The organism is Microbacterium salsuginis (genome assembly GCF_012524205.1).
GTDB lineage: Bacteria > Actinomycetota > Actinomycetes > Actinomycetales > Microbacteriaceae > Microbacterium > Microbacterium salsuginis.
Map to the genome: position 1 here is coordinate 367,043 of NZ_JABACI010000004.1, position 19,467 is coordinate 386,509.

Sequence of the window (19,467 nt, forward strand, 5' to 3'; positions counted from 1 at the left end):
CCGGATGCCGCTACTCGAGCGGCTGCGAGATGTCGTCGACGGTCGCGCCGTACGCCTGAATGAGGGCGTCCGCGTCGACGAAGAGGCTGTAGCCGTGCGCCCCGGCGCCCATGGCGATGCGTCGGCCGGCGATCTGGGCGTCGGCGTACACGGGCCAATCGTGGGTGCTTCCGAGCGGCACGATGGTGCCCCGCTCGTACCCGGTGGCGGCGAGAGCACGCTGCGGATCCGGCAACTGCAGCTTGTTGACACCGACCACGGCCCGCAGCTTCGGCCACGAGATCGCGCGGTCCCCAGGGATCAGTGCGAACAGATACGTGTCGTCACTGCGCTTGACCACGAGTGTCTTCACGATGTCTGCGGGACGGATGCCGAGGATCGCGGCCGCCTCGGGAAGGCTGTGGGCAGCGGGCCGTTCCCTGATCTCGATCTCGAGCCCACGCGCGGCCGCCGCCGCGCGGACGCGATCGACGCCCTCGACCGGTTGCCCGAGCGAGGGTTCGGGCAGCGTCATCACGCGTCGGGAGCGCGCAGCGGGTCGTCCGCGACCCAGAGCTCGTCGTCGGCACGGAGCGTCTGCCACGCGGCGTAGAGCACGCCGACGGCAGCGGCCACTCCGAGGATGATCGCGATCACACCACCGGCGCCCATCGCCTTCTTCTGCGGAGCCGCGCGGTCGAGCTTCGCCGACAGGAAGCGGCTCGCGTCGCGGGAGTACTTGTCGGCCTTCTTGGCGTACTTCTTCGAGTCCGGCATGGACAGACCGCGTCCACTCGCCAGACGCGAGCGGGTGTCGTTCGCGGCATCCCACACCGACAACGCCGAGCCGACGACCGCGCCGGCGGCCGGGATCAGCGTGTCGCCGACCACCTGACGGCCGACCTTGACGCCCTTCTCGACATACGGCGCGGCGTACTTCTCGTACCCCGCCTGCACCTGCGGCGCGACGTGCTCGCGGCTGTAGTGACCCAGCTGTCGTCCGGCCTCGCGAGCGACCGTCGCGGCCTCGCCGACCAGCACCTGCTGTGTCTCCCACAGGTTCTCGGCCTGCTTCTGAAGCTTGTGGAGTTCCTTCTTGCGCTTGCGGCTGAGGCTCACGGTGCCCTCCCTGTCGTGGGGATGTCGGTCTCCCCATCTTGCCAGACCGATGCCCGGACGGGAGGGGTTGCAGCGAACTCTGATTCAATGTATGAATGCCCCTTCACACCGCAGTCGCAACCATTCATACCAACCACGGCGACATCGTCGTCAACCTCTTCGGCGACCAGGCCCCGCGCACCGTCCAGAACTTCATCGGACTGTCCGACGGCACCGGCTCGTGGACGCACCCCGCCACCGAAAAGCCCGGCGACGGCCCCCTGTACAAGGACGTCATCTTCCACCGCGTCATCTCGGGCTTCATGATCCAGGGCGGCGACCCTCTCGGCCAGGGCGTCGGCGGCCCCGGCTACACCTTCAACGACGAGATCAGCCCTGAGCTCACGTTCACCGAGCCCTACAAGCTCGCCATGGCCAACGCCGGTCTGCGCCGCAACGCGATCACGGGCCAGGCCGAGGGCACCAACGGCTCCCAGTTCTTCATCACGGTCCCCGGCCAGGGCGGCCGCGGTCCGGAGTGGCTGCAGGGCAAGCACACGATCTTCGGAGAGGTCGCCGACGACGCCTCCAAGGCCGTCGTCGACACGATCAGCGAGGTGCCGACGGCTGCCGGAGACCGTCCGGTCGAGCCGGTCGTCATCCAGTCGATCGACATCGTCGCGGTCTGAGCGCAGAGACCCGAGCCTCGCCGCGTGACCACCGACGACTTCCGTCGCAACCGCGACAACTTCTGCTACCGGCACCCCGATCGTCAGAGCTTCGTGCTCTGCCAGCGGTGCCTGCGCACCATCTGCCCCGAGTGCCAGACGCAGGGCGCGGTCGGTGTGGTGTGCCCGGAGTGCCTGCGTGAGCAGCAGCAGGCTCAGTCGCCTGCGCAGCGCAAGGCGGAGCGTCGGTGGTCACGGCCGCGGGCGGTGATCGTCAACGACGGTCGTCCGATCGTGACGTACACGATCATCGGGATCACGGCATTCGCGTACCTGCTGGGGCTCATCCCGGGCGTGGGCGATGCGGTCAAGCAGGCGTTGCTCTTCTGGGCGCCCCTGCTCTACCCGAACCTCAGCGGATCGTTCGAGCCGTGGCGGCTCCTGACAGGCGCGCTCGTCCACTCCTCGTTCTGGCACATCGGCCTGAATATGCTGGCGCTGTGGATGATCGGGCGCAGCCTCGAGCCGCTCCTCGGCCGCTGGCGCTTCATCACCCTGTACGCGCTGAGCACCCTCGGCGGGTCGGTCGCCGTGACGCTTCTGTCCTTCGGCACGCCGGTGGTCGGGGCATCCGGTGCGATCTTCGGCCTGTTCGGTGCACTGCTCATCATCGGCCGGCACCTCGGCGCGAACATCGCCGGCATCGCGATCGTGCTCGGCATCAACCTGGTGATCGGATTCATCCCCGGATTCAACGTCTCGTGGCAGGCGCACATCGGAGGGCTCGTGGTGGGCCTGCTGGTGGCCTTCATCTTCACGCGCACGCGTGCGGCCCGGCAGCGGACGCTGCAGATCTGGCTGCTGGTCGCCGTCGGCGCCGGCCTCATCGCCGTGTTGTTCGTTCCGGTCTTCGCCCCGGCCCTCGTGCTGGGGTGACGACGGGGAGTTATCCACAGGTTCATCCACAGGTGGGGAGAATCACACCTGTGTAATTCACAGGTGTTAACAGAGTTGTTAACAACTCAAAAGCCCCGGTCACAAGGGCCGGGGCTTCTGCGTGGATGGGGTCGTTATCGCCAGCGCGTCGTCATCAGGAAGCCGATGAACGCGATGCCGAAGCCGATCACGAGGTTCCAGGCGTCGATGCCGGGAATCGGGTACTGCATGCCGCTCAGGTAGAAGACGAGGATCCACACCAGACCGATCAGCATGAGGCCGATCATGATGGGCTTGAACCACACCGGGTTGGGTGCAGCTTCGCCTTCTGCGCGCTCGACGAGCGAGTCGTCGTCTTTGCCGGGTCGTGCCATGCGAAGAGTCTAACTGCCAGCCGCGCCACAGCATGCGCTGACTAGACTCCCCCTGTGGAGGAAGCACTGGCAACCGCGGGGGGCGGGGACCTCCGTACCCGATCACGGCGACGCCCGCGCCGGCGAACATCGGTCATCGGCGTGCTCGGCGAGCTGCTCATCACCGCCGGCGTCATCGTGCTGCTCTACGTGGCGTGGCAGCTGTGGCTGGGCGACGTGATCTACGGAGCGCAGCGGAATGCGATGGGCCAGGAGCTCTCAGAGCAGTGGCAGCAGGAGTACGAAGCGAGCGACCCCGCGCCGGTCGCGACGGATGAGCCCGAGCCGGCCGGACCGGTCACGGCCGAGCCACCGATCCTCCCCGAGCCCGGCGACGCCGAGATCTTCGCGACCATGCGCATCCCGCGCTTTGGCTCGGACTACGTCGTGCCGATGGCCGGCGGCGTCTCACCTGCACGCACCCTCGACACCATCGGCATCGGGCACTACCCGGGCACGAGCATGCCCGGTGAGCCCGGCAACTTCGCCGTGGCCGCGCACCGCACGACGTTCGGAGCGCCGTTCAACCGCATCGCGGAGCTCCACGTGGGTGACGCGATCGTGGTCGAAACGCGCGCGGGCTGGTACACCTATCGCTTCCGCAGTCTCGAGTATGTGACTCCGAAGGAGGTCGAAGTGCTGCTGCCCGTCCCGCAGGCGATGGATGTCCCCGCGGGCACGCCGTACATCACGATGACCAGCTGCAGCCCGAAGTTCTCGCTGGCGGAGCGTATCGTGGGATATGGCGTGTTCGAGTCTTTCACTCCGATGCATGCCGGCCCTCCGGCATCCCTCCAGGCGGTGACCTGATGTACGCAGGACTGTGGCGGATCCTTCCCGGGCCCTGGTGGGTGCGCGTGATCATCCTCCTCGTGGTGGTCGCGGCGGTGCTCTACGGGCTCTTCTTCTACGCGTTCCCGTGGGTGAGCCAGTTCGTCAACCCGCAGGAAGTGACCGTCGAGTGACGGCCGCGCCGATCCTCGTCGTCGACAACCACGACAGCTTCGTCCACACCCTGGTGGGCTATCTCCACGAACTCGGTGCCGACACCGACATGGTCGAGGCCGATGCCGTCGACGACGCGGCGGCCGCGATCACGGGGCGCGCGGGCGTGCTCGTCTCGCCGGGTCCGGGCGCTCCCGCCGACGCCGGCGCGTCGATCGCGGTGGTGCGCGCGGCTGCGGAGTCCGGCATCCCGCTGCTCGGTGTCTGTCTCGGCCACCAGGCCATCGCCGAGGCCTTCGGCGCGCGCGTCGATCATGCTCCCGAGCTCATGCACGGCATGACGTCGCTCGTCAGCCACGACGGCGGGCCGCTGTACTCCGGGCTGCCCGACCCGTTCACGGCGACGCGGTACCACTCGCTCTCCATCGTGCCCGAGACGCTGCCCAGCGAGCTCGTCGTGACCAGCCGCACGGCGGGCGGCGTGATCATGGGCGTCGCACACCGCACGTCACCGATCCAGGGTGTGCAGTTCCATCCCGAGAGCGTGCTCACCGAGGGCGGCCATCGACTGCTGGGCAATTGGCTCGCGACGGTGGGATTCCCGGATGCCGCGGCCCGCGGCGCGCAGCTCAGCCCGCGCCGTTGAGCCTCCGGTCGTTGAGCGAAGGGCGCTCTGGCGCCCGAGACGAAACGCAGTGGCTGACGTATCAGGTCGGCTGGAGGCGTTTCGTCTCTGCGTTTCGACTCGCAAGCTCGCTCAACGACCGGGGCATCGTCACGTGCCGGAGCAGAACGTCAGCGTGATCTCGGAGTGCACCGGCACATCGCCCGGCGCGAGCGATTGCGCCGACACGGTGGGCGGCGACGAGGCCGGGCAGTTCGGATCCTCCTGCGTGAGGACGGTCAGCTCGACCTCCTCGAGGTCCCGCGTCGCGGCCTCGACGGTGTAGCCTCGCACGTCCGAGATCGTGACCCGACCCGAGGCGACGACGAGGTTCACCGTCGTTCCGGCGGGGACGTTCGCGCCCTCGGTCTGGTCGGCCGAGATGACGGTGCCGCCCGTCAGGCCGGGGTCGTTGCGCTGCGTGATCGTGCCGAGCGCGAGGCCGGCTTCTGCGAGGGCGGTGGTGGCGGCATCCTGCGACAGTCCTGCCAGGGGCGGGACCGTCGACATCTCCTGCCCTGTCGAGACGTAGACGCGCACCTCCTGCTCGGGGGTCACCGACGTCCCGGCGGCCGGATCGGTGCGGATGACATTTCCCTCCGCGACCTCCGTGCTCGCCTCTTCGTCCTGGATCGCGAGCAGGTCGTGCTCGGCGAGCTCCTCGTTCGCGCGTTCGTAGGTCATTCCGGCCACATCGGGCACGATGCGCACGTTGGCCGGCAGATCGTCGCCCGGCTGGATCGTGAGCACCCAGAACAGCAGGGAGATGAGCAGTACCGCCAGCAGCCCGACGCCGGCCCAGATCCACGCGACCGGCGGTCCGGCCTGCGTGCGCTTCATGGTGGTGTCGGTGCTCAGCTGCCGGAGCGAGCGGGCCGTCTCGGCCGCCTGCTTCGGGTTGGGCCCGTAGAGCTCGCTCGTGAGCGCCCCCACCTGGCGCTTGGACGGCTGACGACCGTCCACCGTCGCGTCCAGAGCCTCACGGAAGCCGCCGGCGTCCTGGTAGCGCTGGAAGGGGTCCTTGGCGAGGGCGCGCAGCGCGACCGTGTCGAGCGCGCGCGGCACCGTCTCGTTGACCTCTGACGGCGGCACCGGGGCCTCGCTGACGTGCTGGTACGCCACGGCCACCGGTGACTCGCCGCGGAACGGCTGCCGGCCGGTGAGCAGTTCGTAGAGCACGACACCCGTCGAGTACAGGTCGGCGCGGGCGTCGACGGGCTCGCCCTTGGCCTGCTCGGGCGAGAAGTAGGCGGCGGTGCCGAGGATCTGCGTCGTCTCAGCGACCGTCGAGGAGCTGTCGGACACGGCACGGGCGATGCCGAAGTCCATGACCTTCACCTGGCCGGCGTCGGTGACCATGACGTTGCCGGGCTTGATGTCGCGGTGGACGACGCCGGCGCGATGCGAGTACTCGAGCGCCTCGAGGATGCCGTCGACATAGCGGACGGCATCCGTCACCGGGACCGGGCCCGCCGAGATGATGTCCTTGAGCAGATGCCCCTTGACCAGCTCCATGACGATGAACGGCACGGGGCGCACCACGCCGTCCGGACCGGTCAGCGAGTCCTCCCCCGCGTCGTACACGCGCACGATCGTCGGATGGGCCATCCTCGAGGCGGCCTGCGCCTCGAGACGGAACCGCGTGCGGAAGGCGTTGTCGTCGGCGAGTTCGCGATCGAGGATCTTGATCGCCACTTCGCGCCCGAGGGTGACGTCGTACCCGCGATAGACGCTGGCCATGCCGCCACGACCGATGGCCTCGTCGACGCGATAGCGTCCCGAAAGCACGCGCGGCTCAGCTGTCACAGTCACTCCCCTGCGTGGAACATCAGCCAGACTATCCGAGCGCGAGCGGGCCGCACGTCAGCGCGGCCCGCCCGGACGCTCAACCCTCGTCGTCGGTCTCGGGTTGGGGTGTAGGCGTTGCGACAGGCTGGATGGTGGCCGTCGCCTCGCCGGATGCCCCGGACGTGCGGTCGCCCGAGGGGCCGCCTGTGCAGGTGACGGTGTAGGTGACGATGACCGTTCCACTCGTGACGTTCGCCGGCACGGTGATCTGCGAGTTCCGCTCCGAGCCGCCGAATGCAGAGCTCGACTGGCCGTTCGGGAACGTGCCCACCGACGTCGTGAAGTTGTAGGCGCTCGGCGACCCCTCGCCCGGAGGGCAGGTGTAGCCGGGCCAGCTGACTCCGATGGAGCCACCGGGCGCGACCGTCGCCGCGTCGAGCGTCGGGTTGCCCGGGGTCGGCATGGCGACCTGAGGCCCGTACGTCGTGAGCGTGATCGTGGTTCCCGCCTCCACGCGGCCGGTCGGGTCGACGCTGTAGACGACACCCTCCTGGTCGGCCGTGGGGGCGGAATTGCCGGCGGTGCACGTGGCGACCAGATCGTTGGCCTCAAGCACGCCCCGCGCTTCGTCGCATGTCATCCCCTCGAGCCCTAGCGAGTTCACATCCACGCGTTCCTCGGTGGGTACCGGGGTGGGCGTGTTCGACGGTGTGCGGCTCGCACTGCTCGACGGCGTCGACGGGCCCGGATTCGGGTCTCCCTGGTTGGCCAGGACGGCCCAGATCGTTCCCGCGAGCACCAGCAGCAGCAACGCGATGAGCGCAATGAGCGGCCACGTCCAGGGGCTGCGCTTCTTCTTCTCGGCGGGCTGCTCGTCCTCGGCGCCGGGCTCGCCGGGTGCCGGCATGATGGCGGTGGCGGCGCCCGTCTCGCCACCGGCTGTCAGCAGCTGCGTGGCCGCATCCGTGGCGACGACGCCCGCGGCGACCGCGGGCACAGCGGCGACGGCGGCAGCGACATCACCACGGCGCAGTGCTGTCGCGGCACGCGCGACGGCGGCAGCAGATGCCGGACGATCCTCGGGCTTCTTGGCGATCATCGCCATGACGAGGTTCTGCACCGGCGCCGCAACCGTCGCCGGAAGCGGCGGCGGCTGCTCGTTGATCTGCGCCATCGCGATCGCGACCTGCGACTCGCCCGTGAAGGGCCTCTTGCCGGCGAGGCTCTCGTACGCGACGATGCCCAGCGAGTAGATGTCGGTCGCGGGCGATGCCGGATGCCCCGACGCCTGCTCGGGCGACAGGTACTGCACCGTGCCCATCACCTGGCCGGTGGCCGTCAGCGGCACCTGGTCGGCGATGCGCGCGATGCCGAAGTCGGTGATCTTGACGCGTCCGTCCGGCGTGATCAGCAGGTTGCCGGGCTTGATGTCGCGGTGCACCAGGCCGGCGGCGTGTGCGGCCTGCAGCGCGAGCGAGGTCTGCGCGACGATGTCGAGCGTCTTGTCGGTCGAGAGCGAGCCGTCGCGCTCGAGGATGGTCGAGAGGGCTTCGCCGGGGACGAGCTCCATGACGAGGAAGGCGCTGCCGTTCTCCTCGCCGTAGTCGAACACGCTCGCGATGCCCTCGTGGTTGACCAGGGCCGCATGCCGCGCCTCGGCGCGGAAGCGCTCGAGGAAGCCCGGGTCCCCCATGTACTCGTCTTTGAGGATCTTGATGGCGACGGTGCGTCCGATGACGTGGTCGGTCGCCTCCCACACTTCGCCCATGCCGCCGATCGCAATACGCGAATCGAGTTCGTAACGGCCGCCGAAGGTCACCCCTTGCGTCGGTCTCATCTGCCCAGCACCGCCTCCATGACCTTTTTCGCGATGGGTGCGGCGATGGTGTTGCCGCTGCCCGACTGTCCTTGACCGCCACCGTCTTCGACGACGACGGCCACGGCGACCTGCGGGCTCTCCGCGGGCGCGAACCCCGTGAACCACAGTGAATACGGATCACCGGGGCCGTTCTCCGAGGTACCGGTCTTTCCGGCCACGTCGACCCCGTCTATTCTTGCACCCGACGCCGCACCGTCACTGACATTGGCGACCATCATCGACACGAGCTCGTTCGCGATGTCCTCGTCGAGTGCCCGTCCGAACTCGGTGTCCTCGAATGTCTGCTGCACCGCCAGGTCGGGTCCGATCACGCGGTCGACCATGCGGGGGTTCATCACCACGCCGCCGTTGGCGATGCCGGCCGACACCATCGCCATCTGCAGCGGCGTCGCCGTGACCTGGCCCTGGCCGAAGCCGCTGAGCGCGGTCTGCGCGTCGTCCATGATCGTGCGCGGGTAGCTCGACGCGGTCGAGAGCACGGGCAGCTCGAAGGAGCGGTCGAAGCCGTACTTCTCGGCCTCTTCGCGGATCGCCTGGTCGCCCAGTTCGACCGCCAGCTCGGCGAACGGGATGTTGCAGCTCAGGCGCAGCGCGTCGGCGATGGTGACAGTCTCGCCCGGGCCGCACGTTCCGCCGCTGGCGTTGAACACGAGGCTGCTCGACTGAGGCAGCTGGTACGACGCCGGGTTGGGGAGCGTCGACTGCGGGGTGTACTCGCCCGACGCGAGGGCCGCCGAGGCCACCACGAGCTTGAACGTCGACCCCGGCGGGTTCAGATCGCCGGCGATGGCACGGTTCGACAGCGGCTTGCCGGGATCCGCGACGAGCGCGTCATGGGCCGCGTTGACCTCGGAGGGGATGTGCGAGGCCAGCAGGTTGGTGTCGAAGCTGGGGCTCGTCACCATGGCCAGCACGCGTCCGGTCGACGGCTCGATCGCGAGGATGCCGCCCTGCAGGTCGCCGAGTGCCTCGTAGGCGGCGCGCTGCACCTGGGCGTCCAGCGAGAGCACGACGTTCGAGCCGCGCGGCGGCTGACCGGTGAAGATCCGCTCGACGCGGGCCAGGAACTGCGATCCGGCGGTGCCGCTCAGCGCGGCGTTCATCGCCTGCTCGATGCCGGTCACCGAACCTGGGCCCAAGGCGGGATTGATGTAACCGGTCACCGGCGCCCACATGTCGGCATCCGTGTACACCCGCTGCCAGCTGTAGACGTCGTTCGAGGGGACCGACGACGCGATCGCCGCGCCGCTGGCGATGATGGATCCCCGCTGCACCTCGAACGAGTCGTACAGCGTGCGCTTGTTGGCCGGGTTCGAGCCGAGCGCGTCGGCCTGCACGACCTGGATCCAGCTGGTCGAGGCGAACAGCGCGAGGAACATGACGAGCATCAGGATGCTGAGCCGTCTGAGTTCTTTTGTCATGATCGCCCCCTTCGGGCGATACGCGTTCGCAGGCTCACGCTCTTCAGGGTGTGCTCGTTCGTCATGTCAGCCGATCACCACCCGGGGACGGCTGCGGACGGCATCCGAGATTCTCAGCAGCAGCGCGACGATGATCCAGTTCGCCACCAGCGACGAGCCTCCGGCCGCGAGGAACGGTGTCGTGAGACCGGTGAGCGGGATGATGCGCGTGACGCCGCCGACCATGATGAACACCTGCAGCGCGATCGTGAACGACAGGCCCGTCGCGAGCAGCTTGCCGAAGTCGTCCTGGCCGGCCAGGCCGATGCGGATGCCGCGGCTCGTGAACACCATGTACAGGGCGAGGATCGCGAACACGCCGATCAGGCCGAGTTCTTCACCCAGCGCCGGGAGGATGTAGTCGCTCTCGGACACCGGCGTGATGTACGGCCGTCCCTGGCCGAGGCCGGTGCCGATGAGCCCGCCGTGCGCCATGCCGAACAGGCCGTTGACGAGCTGATAGCTCTCGTTGTCCATGCGCTCGGGGTTGAACGCGTCGAGCCAGTTGGTGAACCGGGCGCCGACGTAGGGCAGGATGCGCGACGCGAGGAAGGCGCCCGACACGGCGAGCACCACGCCGATGAGCACCCAGCTCGTCTTGCCGGTCGCGACGTAGAGCATCGCGACGAACATGCCGAAGATCATCACGCCCGTGCCGAGGTCTCGCTGCATCACGATGATGCCGAGCGAGACGAGCCAGATCACCAGCAGCGGTCCGAGCTCGCGGGCGCGCGGCCACGTCATGCCGAGGAAGCGGGTGCCCGTCGACGTCAGGCTCTCGCGGGTGCGCACGAGGTAGCCGGCGAAGAAGATCGCGAGAGCGATCTTCGCCAGCTCGCCGGGCTGGAACGTGAAGAAGCCCAGGTCGACCCACACGTCGGCGTTGCCGCCCGCGCTGAGGCCGGGGATGATCGGCAGCACCAGCAGCACGATGCCGACGAAGCCGAAGATGTAGGTGTACCGGAAGAGCACGCGGTAGTTCTTCAGGAACAGCACGACCGCGATCGCCGCGACGAGAGCGATCGCCGCCCACGCGAGCTGGCGGGTCGAGTACGCCTCCCACCCGTGCCGGTCTGCGGCGATGTCGAGCCGGTAGATCATCGCCAGGCCGATGCCGGTCAGCAGCGTGGCGATCGGCACGACGAAGGGATCGGCATCCCGTGCCCGAAGGCGCAGGAGGATGTGCAGGGCGATCACGAGCGCCGTGAGGCCGCCGCAGTAGACCAGGAAGGTCCAGTCGATCGCGCCCATCGCGCCGAGCTGCACGAGCGCAATCGCCGATCCGTTGATCACGAAGGCGAACAGGAGCAGCCCCAGCTCACGGTTGCGCTGGGTCTGCGGAACGCGGATGCGCCGCAGCGCCCGCACGACGGCGGTGTCGGTGGCCACGGGGGCGGTCGCCTGACCGGTCGGTGCGCTGCTCATCCGCCTCCCTCCGCGGTGTCGCTGATGCTCGCGACGATACGCCGTGCGTCTGAGAGGGAGCTCGCCGAGATGGTCTGCTCGACGGTCGCGCGGGCGAAGTCCGACAGCGAGTCGAGGGGGATCTGCGTGTCCTCGTACGGCGTGGACAGGACGATGGGACCGATGTTCTGCTGCACGCCCTGGTAGATCACGACGGTGTCTTCGTCGGCGCCCACGAAGAAGCGGGTCTGGGTCCATTGGTAGCCGATCCACATCGCGCCGGCGATGAGGGCGAGCACGAGCAGGACGCCCGCGATCCAGCCCACCCGGCGGCGTCGGGCGCGGCGGCGGTCCTCTTCGATGAGCTCCTCGAGGAACTCCGCGGCCGGCTCGAAGTGCGTGGGCTCGTTCGCGGCCTGCCGGTTCGGGTGCAGCCAGCTGGTGCGGCCCGGGCGCGCCGCGGGCACCTCGACGCCGACCGGGTTGGACGCCGAGCCCACGATCGTGGGCGTGCCCGAGAAGACGGGATGCTGTCCGCCCACGTCGACCAGCACGATCGTGACGTTGTCGGGGGCGCCGCCGTCCAGCGCCTGCTTCAGCAGGTGGTCGGCGGTGCGGCCCGGGGCGAGCCCCATGCCGAGCGCTTTCGCGGTGTGGGGGTCGTCGACGACGCCCGACAGGCCGTCCGAGCAGAGCAGCCAGCGATCGCCGGGCTGGGTCGGCATGATGAACGAGTCGAGCTCGGGATCGGGATCCATGTCGCCGAGCACTCGCATCAGCACCGAACGCCGCGGGTGGTAGCGCGCCTCTTCGGGCGTGATGCGCCCCGAGTCGACCAGGCGCTGCACGAACGTGTGGTCGGTCGTGATCTGCGTGAGCGCGCCGTCGCGGAACAGGTAGATCCGCGAATCCCCGATGTGCGCGATGACCGCGTACTCGTCGACCATGATCAGCGCGCTGACCGTCGTGCCCATGCCGGCGAGCTCGGGCCGCACGTGCACCGTGTCGATCAGCTCGACGGCGGTGTCCGAGATCGCGTCGCGCAGGGCCTTCTCGGCGGCGGCCGTGGATTCGTACGGACGGTCGAGGCGTTCCAGCCGGGTGATGGCGAGACTCGAGGCCACGTCACCTCCGGCGTGGCCTCCCATGCCGTCTGCGACGACGAACAGGTTCGAGCCGGCATAGCCGGAATCCTGGTTGTTGGAGCGCACCTTGCCGGTGTGCGAGATGGCGGCGCTCGAGCCCTGGAAGACCATGCGAAGGGAGTCCGCCCGCTTACTTCCGCAGTTCGAAGGTCGTCGCGCCGACCTTGATCGGAGCACCGACCTTGACCGGAATGGGCGCCGTGACGCGGGCGCCGTCGTGCCACGTGCCGTTGGTCGAGTCCAGGTCCTGGATCATCCACTGGTCGCCCCACAGCACCAGCCGCGCGTGGTGGCTCGACGTGTAGTCGTCGCGGATGACGAGGCCGGATTCGCTCGAGCGCCCGATGGTCAGCGGCTCGTCGCCGAGCGGCAGTTCGAGGCCGGTCTTGGGGCCGCTCGTGATCACGATGCGCGACACCGTGTCGGTGGTCGCCGGTCCTCCCGCCTCGGCCGCGCGAGCCGCGGCGGGTGCGGCGCCGACGGCGGCGGTCACGGCAGCGCCCGTCGCTCCTGCGGGGGCGCTCGGCGCGGCGGGGGCAGCGGCCACCGGCTCCGGCATCCGTCTCACCTTCACACCGAAAAGATCGGCGCGCAGGGAGTACACGACGGCGAAGACGAACGCCCACAGCAGCACCAGGAAGCCGATGCGCAGCAGCAGAAGGGTGAGCTCGCTCATGCCAGCGGTCCCCCCTCGCGCAGGTCGAACATGCGGGTGGCCTCGTCGGCGGGCATCGGCGGCTTGGGCGGCGACGCCTGTGCGACGACGCGGAACACGATGTCGGTGCGGCCGATGCGGATCGTGGAATCCGGCGGCAACGCGGCCTCGGTGATCTTGCGCCCGCCCAGCAGCGTGCCGTTGGTGGACTTCATGTCGCGGACCATGGCGCGCTCGCCGTCCCACAGGATCTCGACGTGCTTGCGGCTGGTGCCGGTGTCGGCGACGGTGATGTCGGCGTCGCTGCCGCGGCCGATGACGGTGCGGGACTTCGTGAGAGGGATGCGGCGACCCTCGACGTCGACCACTCCTCGCCACGAGACGCGCCCGCCCTGGGCGGTGCTCGACTCCACGCGCAGCGTGCCGGTCGACACGTCCTCGTCGCGACGCAGCGTGATCGAGACGGGACCGGCGAACGAATACCCCTGCGCCTTGGCGTGCTTGTGGACGAGGGTGTCGAGCTCGTGGACGAGCGCGTCGCCGAGGCCGGACATGCGCTCGTCGTCGGCGGGCGACAGTCGCACGGCGAACGTGTTGGGCGCGAGGATCCGGTCGCGGCTGACCACCGCGGCCTTCTTGTCGAGCTCGCTGCGGAGGGCCGAAGCGATCTCCACGGGCTGGATGCCGCTGCGGAAGGTCTTGGCGAACGCGCTGTTCACAGCGCGTTCGAGACCTTTCTCGAAGCTGTCAAGTAGTCCCACGGGGCTCCTCGGACGGGGGGTGCCGGTTGGTACATGCTAATTGCACAGTCTGCACCCGTCATGAACGCCATCCGAGAAAGACTGCGCCCGGCCCTCGCGAAGGCGAGGACCGGGCGCAGGCGGGTCAGCGGTTGAACCGGTCCGGGTGGAAGCCCAGGAACCGAGCCTCGCCCATGCCGAGCTCCTCGGCGGCGCGGTTGAGCTGGGTCGCGTTCGCACTGCGCCAGTGGCCGTTGTCGAGGCGATCGAGCAGCAGCTGCGTGGCCGCGAGCGTCTCGGCATCCGTGAAGTTGCAATGTCCCGCCGAGGCGACGTACGTCTGGCGTAGCAGCGACGCGTTGCCGGCCTGCGTCACGCGCTCCTCGTACTCCTGCTGCTGTGCGACGGTCGAGATCTGGTCTCCGACGTTGTTGAGCGTCACGGTCGGCACCGCGATGTCGCCGGTGAACTCGTAGCTCGCGGCGAACCGCTCCACCGCCGCCGGATCCGACTCCACGCGCTCGCCGGCGTTCACGGTGGCGAGGTCGGTGTCGAGCGAAAGTCCCGCCGCCTCATAGAGCTCCGCCACGACGCGCCGTGACTCGGGTGAAGCCTTCCGGAGCTGCTCGGCGTAGTCGATGCCCGTGTTCCACGACGGCATGCCGCCGAACACGATCGTGCTGGTGTGCCTGCTGCTCATCGCCTGGCCGATGTACGGCAGCGGGTCGCCCGCGAGCGCGCCGTACCACGCCGCCTGGTAGGCGTACGGGTCGTGCGGGTCGGGGTCGGCGATCCGCTGCGACCATGCCGGCAGCTGGCCGATCGCGGCGGCGAGGGCGATCCGCGCGCGGCCTTCAGGCGTCTGCTGCGCCTGCGCGAGCGCCGTCAGCCACGCACTGCGGGCGCCCTCGATGTCGGCCGGCACGTCCTCCACCGGCAGCTCGCCGGCCGGATCGAGCAGCTGCGCCAGGACGAACACCGTGTCCAGCTTCTGGTTCCACTGCGAGACGGTGCCCGACAGGCCGCCGCACGCCGCGAGCACGCCGTCGATGCGGTCCGGGTGCAGCTCGCCGGTGGCGGCCGCGATCATGCCGCCCATCGAGTTGCCCATCGCGATGGCGCGGTCCGGCGCGCCCACCGCCGCGGTGAAGGCGTCGAGAGCTTCGATCTGGTTGTCGACCGCGTCGCCGAGGCGCCATCCGGTCACGTTCCGCGTCGTTCCGCCGTAGGCATACCCGCGATCGACGAGCTCCTGCTGCGCACCCGAAGGCCGGCCGCCCGCGAAGTCCAGGTTCACGAAGACCGTGCCGTTCCAGTCGGAGGGAACGATGAAGCGGTAGGCCGTGGAGTCGGCGAGCCGGCCTTCGATCACCTGCTCCCCCTCGGCTGCCATGGCCGGTGCACCGATCGTCGCGAGTGCGACGGCAGCAGCGGCGGCGATGACGATCCGGGTCGTCTTGAGCGTTCTGGGCATAGTGGGTGCTCCTCATCCAACGTCGTCGTTGTCGCTTCGTAGGTTGCCCGTCCTGCGCCAAAATATCAACAAGATTGAGATAAATGTCTCTGCGAGTGCGAACCACGCTCAGTTCGGACCCTGGCGAGACGCGTGATATCCTCGGGAAGTTGAGTTTCGCGGGATCTTCGGATGCCGCGGCTCGCGCGAGTGGCGGAATAGGCAGACGCGCTGGCTTCAGGTGCCAGTGCCCGAAAGGGCGTGGGGGTTCAACTCCCCCCTCGCGCACCGAAGGTGCATGACAAGGGCTCCCGGGTGACCGGGGGCTTTGTCTTGATGTGGAGGTCAGATGCCGTCCAGCGCGGGCACGAGCGTGTAGACGATCTCCTCCGTCTCGCGGCCGAGTCCCGGAGCGAAGTCGACGTTGCGCGAGACCTCGGTGAAGCCGTTGCGCTCGAGCACGGCGCGCGAGCCGGTGTTGTGCGCGGCGACGCGGGCGAAGAGGGGCCGAGTGGCTTCGCGCGAGATCAGCAGCCGCAGCGCCTCGGTCGCGACGCCGCGCCCCCACGCGTGCCGGGCGATCCAGAAGCTGACCTCGCGGTCGCCGTCGACGGTGAACGCGGCCGCCGTGCCGGCGAAGCCGCCGTTCTCGGTCACGACGAGGCTGAGCACGTCCTCCGCTGCCCGCTGCCGGGCGATCCAGGCGTCGAACGCGGCGCGGTCGTCGGGGTCCTCCGCCGTGAACGCGGCCATCGCTATCGCCTCGCGATCGCGCATCATCTCGAAGATGGCGTCGAGATCGTCGTCGTCGAGCGGCCGCAACTCGATGTGGTTCACGATCACCACGCTAGCCACGCGGGCCCGGCGCGAGAAGCGCGATCAGCGGAATCCGTGGATGCCGCGCAATTCCTCTTCGGCACGAGCGCCCTCGCGCCGGGCGAACGCGGCGCGGAACCGCTCGTAGGCGGCCGTGCGTCCGACCGGGCACTCCAGGAACGGCTGCCACGACGCGAGGTTTCGGCGGATCGCGATCTCGTACTCGCGGATGAACTGGATCAGTGCCAGATTGCCGGTGGCGCGGGTCACCTCGCGGAAGAAGACGTGACTCGCCCGGGCCAGCTCCGCGGCTTCGTCCGCTCGGGATGCCTCGATGAGCTCGTCGAGGCGTTCCAAGGCGCTGGCCAACGTCTCGTCGGAGCACCGCGCGGTCGCCATGCGCACCGCGATCCCCATGTTGTACGCGACCAGCTCGAAAGTGTCGGCCTCGACCTTGTCGTTCGGCTGCGAGACCCGGGTGTAGCGATTGGGGGACACTTCGACGAGGCCGACGCGCTCCAGCCGCTGCAGGGCTTCGCGCACCGGCGTCCGTGAGACGCCCAGCCAGTCCGCCAGCTCGTGATCGCGCAGGCGCTCTCCCGGCGGCAGCCGGCCGTCGAGGATGGCTTCGCCCAGGCGCGCGTAGACCTCGTCGCCGAGGACGGCGCCACGCGGGACCAGCGGGGCGAGGGGCGTAGTCATGGGTGCGACCAGTGTACGCCGGACGATTCATCTGCATAGACCCGGATTTCCGGGGCTCCGAGGGCCGAATCCGACGGGAGAAAACACATCGGGAGGTGTCGCCCGACCCGCGATATATCGGTACGATGTGGGTGTCCACGCTACGGCGTGGCCTATCCGGGGGGATCCGTCGACGCCCGGGCTTCGAGTTCCACTCAGCCCGGGCGTGCGATGGGAAATCGTTGCTTCCGCGAGTGCAACATTTGTGTCACTGATCAGCAATCGCTCTCGCAGCCGACCGTCGCGCTTCACTACGTTGGAGGCAATCGCCGCAAATCGCGGCGGGATTTCCCCGAAGAACGGCGAGTAATGAGTACGCAAGGCACCGTCAAGTGGTTCAACTCGGAGAAGGGATTCGGCTTCATCGCTCCTGACGATGGCGGCGCGGACGTGTTCGCGCACTACAGCGCCATCGAGTCGACCGGTTACCGCTCCCTCGAAGAGAACCAGCGCGTCGAGTTCGACGTCGCGCAGGGTCCGAAGGGCCTCCAGGCCGAGAACATCCGCCCGCTCTGAGCTGAGCGGCCGACCGTTTCGCGCGGTCGCTTCGCCGCGGCATCCGTTCCTGCCTGTCGACAGGGCGGATGCCGCGGTTCAATCGCGTTCGCCGCGGACGAGCTCGAGGCCGGCGCCCGCGAACTGACGCAGTGTCGCGTCCGGCAGGAACGCCCGCGTGAGCGCGCCGCCGATGCGTGTGAGGTCGCTCTCGTCCCGGTAGAGCAGGTACAGCGTCTCGTACCGCGGGTGGAACTTCTGCTTGAACCGGTGCAGAGACTGGAAGCCGTACACGGGCTCGAGTGCGGCGGCCAGCTTGTCGCTCAGAGTGGCGATGAGGCCGGCATCCGGCGGGTACTCGTGCGCCAGGGGGGCGCCCGACAACGACATGACCTGCGCGCCCTCCTCGGAGAAGAGCTTCGCGGACGAGCCGATCAGGAACTCCATGACCGGGGCGAACCCACCCTCGCGGCGGCGCATGAGGTCGAGGGTCCACCCGCGGACGGTGCCGTCGCCGCCGTAGACGGGCAGCCATGAGAGGAACCCGTCGATGTTCCCCTCGGGCGAGATCGCCAATGCCAGACGCACCTCCGGGTCCTCCGCCTCGACGAGTGTGCCGAGGGTGAAGCCCATCTCGGGCAGGCCCTTGTCGCCGACCCACATCTCCGAGATGGCACGCAGCTGCTGCTGCACTCCCCACGGCTCGTCGGCGAGCCGCGTCATCCGGAACGTCATCTCCTCACGCCCGGCGCGGTTGAGCGATGAGCGCACCGAGTTCCACTGCTTGCCGGTGAACTGCAGTCCGGGCAGGTCGACGATCGTGTCGTCGGCGACGACGAGACTGCGCCACGTCGCCGGTACGGCGGCGCGCGTGGAGTCGTCGGCACTGAAGAAGCACGGCACGAGCCCGGCATGCTCGGCCATGCGGATGAATTCGTCGACGGATGCTGCGCGCGATGCCGGCGGACCCAGCGGGTCCGCGAGGGCCAGTGCCACCCCCGCGCGTCGCTGGTACGCGACGATGCCCCCGCTGGTGCGGGCGTAGCTGTTGCCGTCCCACGTGGTCATCCACGACAGCGTGCCGCCGCCCTCGTCGCGGAGCAGCTGCTTGACGTCCTCGACGGTGGGCTCCGGCGCCAGCCCGATGGTCGACTTGCGCTTGGCCCGGAACGCGCGGCGCACCCACACGAGATAGATCAGCATGAGCAGCCACAGCACACCGCTGGCCAGCGCGAGCTCGGTCTCACCGTCGATGCGGGCCTCGAGCTGCGCTTCGCTCGTGATGATGATCACGACGAGCACGAGTGCGGCCACCGCGATGTTGATCGCGGCGAGGACGACACCGAGCACCCAGGCCCAGCGCCGTCCGCGACGCAGGCCGTTGGCGATCAGCAGGATCACGATCGCATCGATCGCGAAGTCGATGAAGCCGCCCGACACCGGCTCGGTGGGGCCGAACGGGCCGTCGGTCGGGACGAGGATCGTCACGACCTGGATGACACCGAGCACGATCACCGACACGAACGCGATGAAGCGCTGTTCGCGTACGGTCGTGCGCTGGATGCGCAGCGAGCGGTCGACGAAGAGGATCAGCAGCACCGCGAGCAGATGCTCGAGGTCGGCGAGCGACCCCCAGAACAGCATCGCGACGAACACGAAGGCCAGCAGCACCAGCCAGGCCCGCACCCGCCAGGGGGCGACGAACAGCCCCACGGCGGCGGCGATGCAGGCCATCGTGCCGCCTGACGCGCCGACGTCGAGGGCGAGCGCCTCGGTCTGCGCCCACTCCCACGGCAGCTGCGACACGAGCAGCAGCGCCAGCGCGGTCGCGAGGATCGCGAACAGCTGGCCCACCCAGTAATAAGCGAGCGCGACGAGCGAGCCCCTCCGGTACTCGAGGTACGCCATGCCCCAGAAGCCCGTGATCGTGAAGAGGTACACCCATGGCTGGTTGACGAAGAAGGTGCCGGTGACCGGCGTCCACCATCGCCCGTCCGACAGCGCAGGCAGTCCGTACGCCACCGTGTCATACAGGGCCGTCTCTTCGAACGGCCGCCACAGCCCTTGCCAGGCGACGCCCGCGATGAGGATGAGCACCACCATGGCGAGGGTGGCGGGGATGCGTCGCACGACGGCGACAACGGGGTTCGGCGTGCGAGGCGAGTCGTCGCTCATGGGTTCACCCTAG

20 protein-coding genes and 1 tRNA gene are annotated in these 19,467 nt (G+C 69.0%); 7 read left to right on the forward strand and 14 right to left on the reverse strand.

What is annotated here, in order from left to right; all coding sequences use genetic code 11:
• Positions 1-10: 10 nt before the first annotated feature.
• Positions 11-514 carry an aminoacyl-tRNA deacylase gene (locus HF576_RS13515; protein ID WP_168913326.1) on the reverse strand — a complete coding sequence of 168 codons (504 nt, stop codon included), beginning with the start codon at positions 512-514 and terminating at the stop codon, positions 11-13.
• On the reverse strand, positions 514-1,098 hold the full coding sequence (locus tag HF576_RS13520) for a DNA helicase (protein WP_168913327.1): 585 nt from the start codon (positions 1,096-1,098) through the stop codon (positions 514-516). Before HF576_RS13520 ends, HF576_RS13515 begins: the two co-directional genes overlap by 1 nt.
• A gap of 95 nt (positions 1,099-1,193) precedes the next feature.
• On the opposite strand from HF576_RS13520, the gene HF576_RS13525 reads away from it, so the two are divergent.
• Positions 1,194-1,766, forward strand: coding sequence for a peptidylprolyl isomerase (locus HF576_RS13525; protein WP_168913328.1), 573 nt, complete (start codon positions 1,194-1,196; stop codon positions 1,764-1,766).
• 24 nt (positions 1,767-1,790) lie between these two features.
• Positions 1,791-2,681, forward strand: a complete 891-nt coding sequence (locus HF576_RS13530; RefSeq protein ID WP_168913329.1) for a rhomboid family intramembrane serine protease — start codon at positions 1,791-1,793, stop codon at positions 2,679-2,681.
• A 134-nt stretch (positions 2,682-2,815) separates the two neighbouring features.
• Here the strand turns inward: HF576_RS13530 and HF576_RS13535 are convergent, their stop codons facing one another.
• Positions 2,816-3,055, reverse strand: coding sequence for a cell division protein CrgA (locus HF576_RS13535; RefSeq protein ID WP_168913330.1), 240 nt, complete (start codon positions 3,053-3,055; stop codon positions 2,816-2,818).
• Positions 3,056-3,109: 54 nt separating this feature from the next.
• Here HF576_RS13535 and HF576_RS13540 point away from each other — a divergent pair, with 54 nt between their 5' ends.
• From HF576_RS13540 to HF576_RS13550, 3 genes are read left to right on the forward strand one after another with little or no spacing between them, the layout of a single operon-like run.
• Complete coding sequence (locus HF576_RS13540; protein WP_343234279.1) at positions 3,110-3,904, forward strand: class E sortase; 795 nt, start codon at positions 3,110-3,112, stop codon at positions 3,902-3,904.
• Positions 3,904-4,059: a hypothetical protein gene (locus HF576_RS13545; RefSeq protein WP_168913331.1), complete on the forward strand. Its 156-nt coding sequence runs from the start codon at positions 3,904-3,906 to the stop codon at positions 4,057-4,059. Before HF576_RS13540 ends, HF576_RS13545 begins: the two co-directional genes overlap by 1 nt.
• A complete protein-coding gene (locus HF576_RS13550) occupies positions 4,056-4,685 on the forward strand; it encodes a glutamine amidotransferase-related protein (protein ID WP_168913332.1) in 630 nt (209 codons plus the stop codon). The genes HF576_RS13545 and HF576_RS13550 overlap by 4 nt, the downstream gene beginning before the upstream one ends.
• 129 nt (positions 4,686-4,814) lie before the next feature.
• Here HF576_RS13550 and pknB read toward each other — a convergent pair whose 3' ends face one another.
• From pknB to HF576_RS13590, 8 genes are all read right to left on the reverse strand, one after another.
• Positions 4,815-6,509 carry a Stk1 family PASTA domain-containing Ser/Thr kinase gene (gene pknB, locus HF576_RS13555; protein WP_168913333.1) on the reverse strand — a complete coding sequence of 565 codons (1,695 nt, stop codon included), beginning with the start codon at positions 6,507-6,509 and terminating at the stop codon, positions 4,815-4,817.
• Positions 6,510-6,588: 79 nt separating this feature from the next.
• Positions 6,589-8,328 carry a serine/threonine-protein kinase gene (locus HF576_RS13560; RefSeq protein ID WP_205835244.1) on the reverse strand — a complete coding sequence of 580 codons (1,740 nt, stop codon included), beginning with the start codon at positions 8,326-8,328 and terminating at the stop codon, positions 6,589-6,591.
• A complete protein-coding gene (locus HF576_RS13565) occupies positions 8,325-9,791 on the reverse strand; it encodes a peptidoglycan D,D-transpeptidase FtsI family protein (RefSeq protein WP_168913334.1) in 1,467 nt (488 codons plus the stop codon). The genes HF576_RS13560 and HF576_RS13565 overlap by 4 nt, the downstream gene beginning before the upstream one ends.
• 66 nt (positions 9,792-9,857) lie before the next feature.
• Positions 9,858-11,255 carry an FtsW/RodA/SpoVE family cell cycle protein gene (locus HF576_RS13570; RefSeq protein WP_168913335.1) on the reverse strand — a complete coding sequence of 466 codons (1,398 nt, stop codon included), beginning with the start codon at positions 11,253-11,255 and terminating at the stop codon, positions 9,858-9,860.
• Positions 11,252-12,490 (reverse strand): PP2C family protein-serine/threonine phosphatase, encoded by a 1,239-nt coding sequence (locus HF576_RS13575; RefSeq protein ID WP_168913336.1) that lies wholly within the window; start codon positions 12,488-12,490, stop codon positions 11,252-11,254. The genes HF576_RS13570 and HF576_RS13575 overlap by 4 nt, the downstream gene beginning before the upstream one ends.
• A gap of 19 nt (positions 12,491-12,509) precedes the next feature.
• Positions 12,510-13,055, reverse strand: coding sequence for an FHA domain-containing protein FhaB/FipA (locus tag HF576_RS13580; RefSeq protein WP_168913337.1), 546 nt, complete (start codon positions 13,053-13,055; stop codon positions 12,510-12,512).
• On the reverse strand, positions 13,052-13,795 hold the full coding sequence (locus HF576_RS13585) for an FhaA domain-containing protein (RefSeq protein ID WP_168913338.1): 744 nt from the start codon (positions 13,793-13,795) through the stop codon (positions 13,052-13,054). Before HF576_RS13585 ends, HF576_RS13580 begins: the two co-directional genes overlap by 4 nt.
• 124 nt (positions 13,796-13,919) lie before the next feature.
• Complete coding sequence (locus HF576_RS13590) at positions 13,920-15,248, reverse strand: alpha/beta fold hydrolase (protein WP_168913339.1); 1,329 nt, start codon at positions 15,246-15,248, stop codon at positions 13,920-13,922.
• A gap of 183 nt (positions 15,249-15,431) precedes the next feature.
• Between HF576_RS13590 and HF576_RS13595 the strand changes: the two genes are divergently transcribed.
• Positions 15,432-15,515: transfer RNA gene (locus tag HF576_RS13595), tRNA-Leu, on the forward strand.
• A gap of 57 nt (positions 15,516-15,572) precedes the next feature.
• Here the strand turns inward: HF576_RS13595 and HF576_RS13600 are convergent.
• Together HF576_RS13600 and HF576_RS13605 are read right to left on the reverse strand one after the other, a co-directional pair.
• Positions 15,573-16,064, reverse strand: a complete 492-nt coding sequence (locus HF576_RS13600; protein ID WP_168913340.1) for a GNAT family N-acetyltransferase — start codon at positions 16,062-16,064, stop codon at positions 15,573-15,575.
• 42 nt (positions 16,065-16,106) lie between these two features.
• Positions 16,107-16,745: a GntR family transcriptional regulator gene (locus HF576_RS13605; protein WP_168913341.1), complete on the reverse strand. Its 639-nt coding sequence runs from the start codon at positions 16,743-16,745 to the stop codon at positions 16,107-16,109.
• 348 nt (positions 16,746-17,093) lie between these two features.
• Here HF576_RS13605 and HF576_RS13610 point away from each other — a divergent pair, with 348 nt between their 5' ends.
• On the forward strand, positions 17,094-17,300 hold the full coding sequence (locus HF576_RS13610; protein ID WP_168913342.1) for a cold-shock protein: 207 nt from the start codon (positions 17,094-17,096) through the stop codon (positions 17,298-17,300).
• Between the two features lie 78 nt (positions 17,301-17,378).
• Here the strand turns inward: HF576_RS13610 and HF576_RS13615 are convergent, their stop codons facing one another.
• Positions 17,379-19,454, reverse strand: coding sequence for a bifunctional lysylphosphatidylglycerol flippase/synthetase MprF (locus HF576_RS13615; protein ID WP_168913343.1), 2,076 nt, complete (start codon positions 19,452-19,454; stop codon positions 17,379-17,381).
• Between the last annotated feature and the right edge of the window lie 13 nt (positions 19,455-19,467).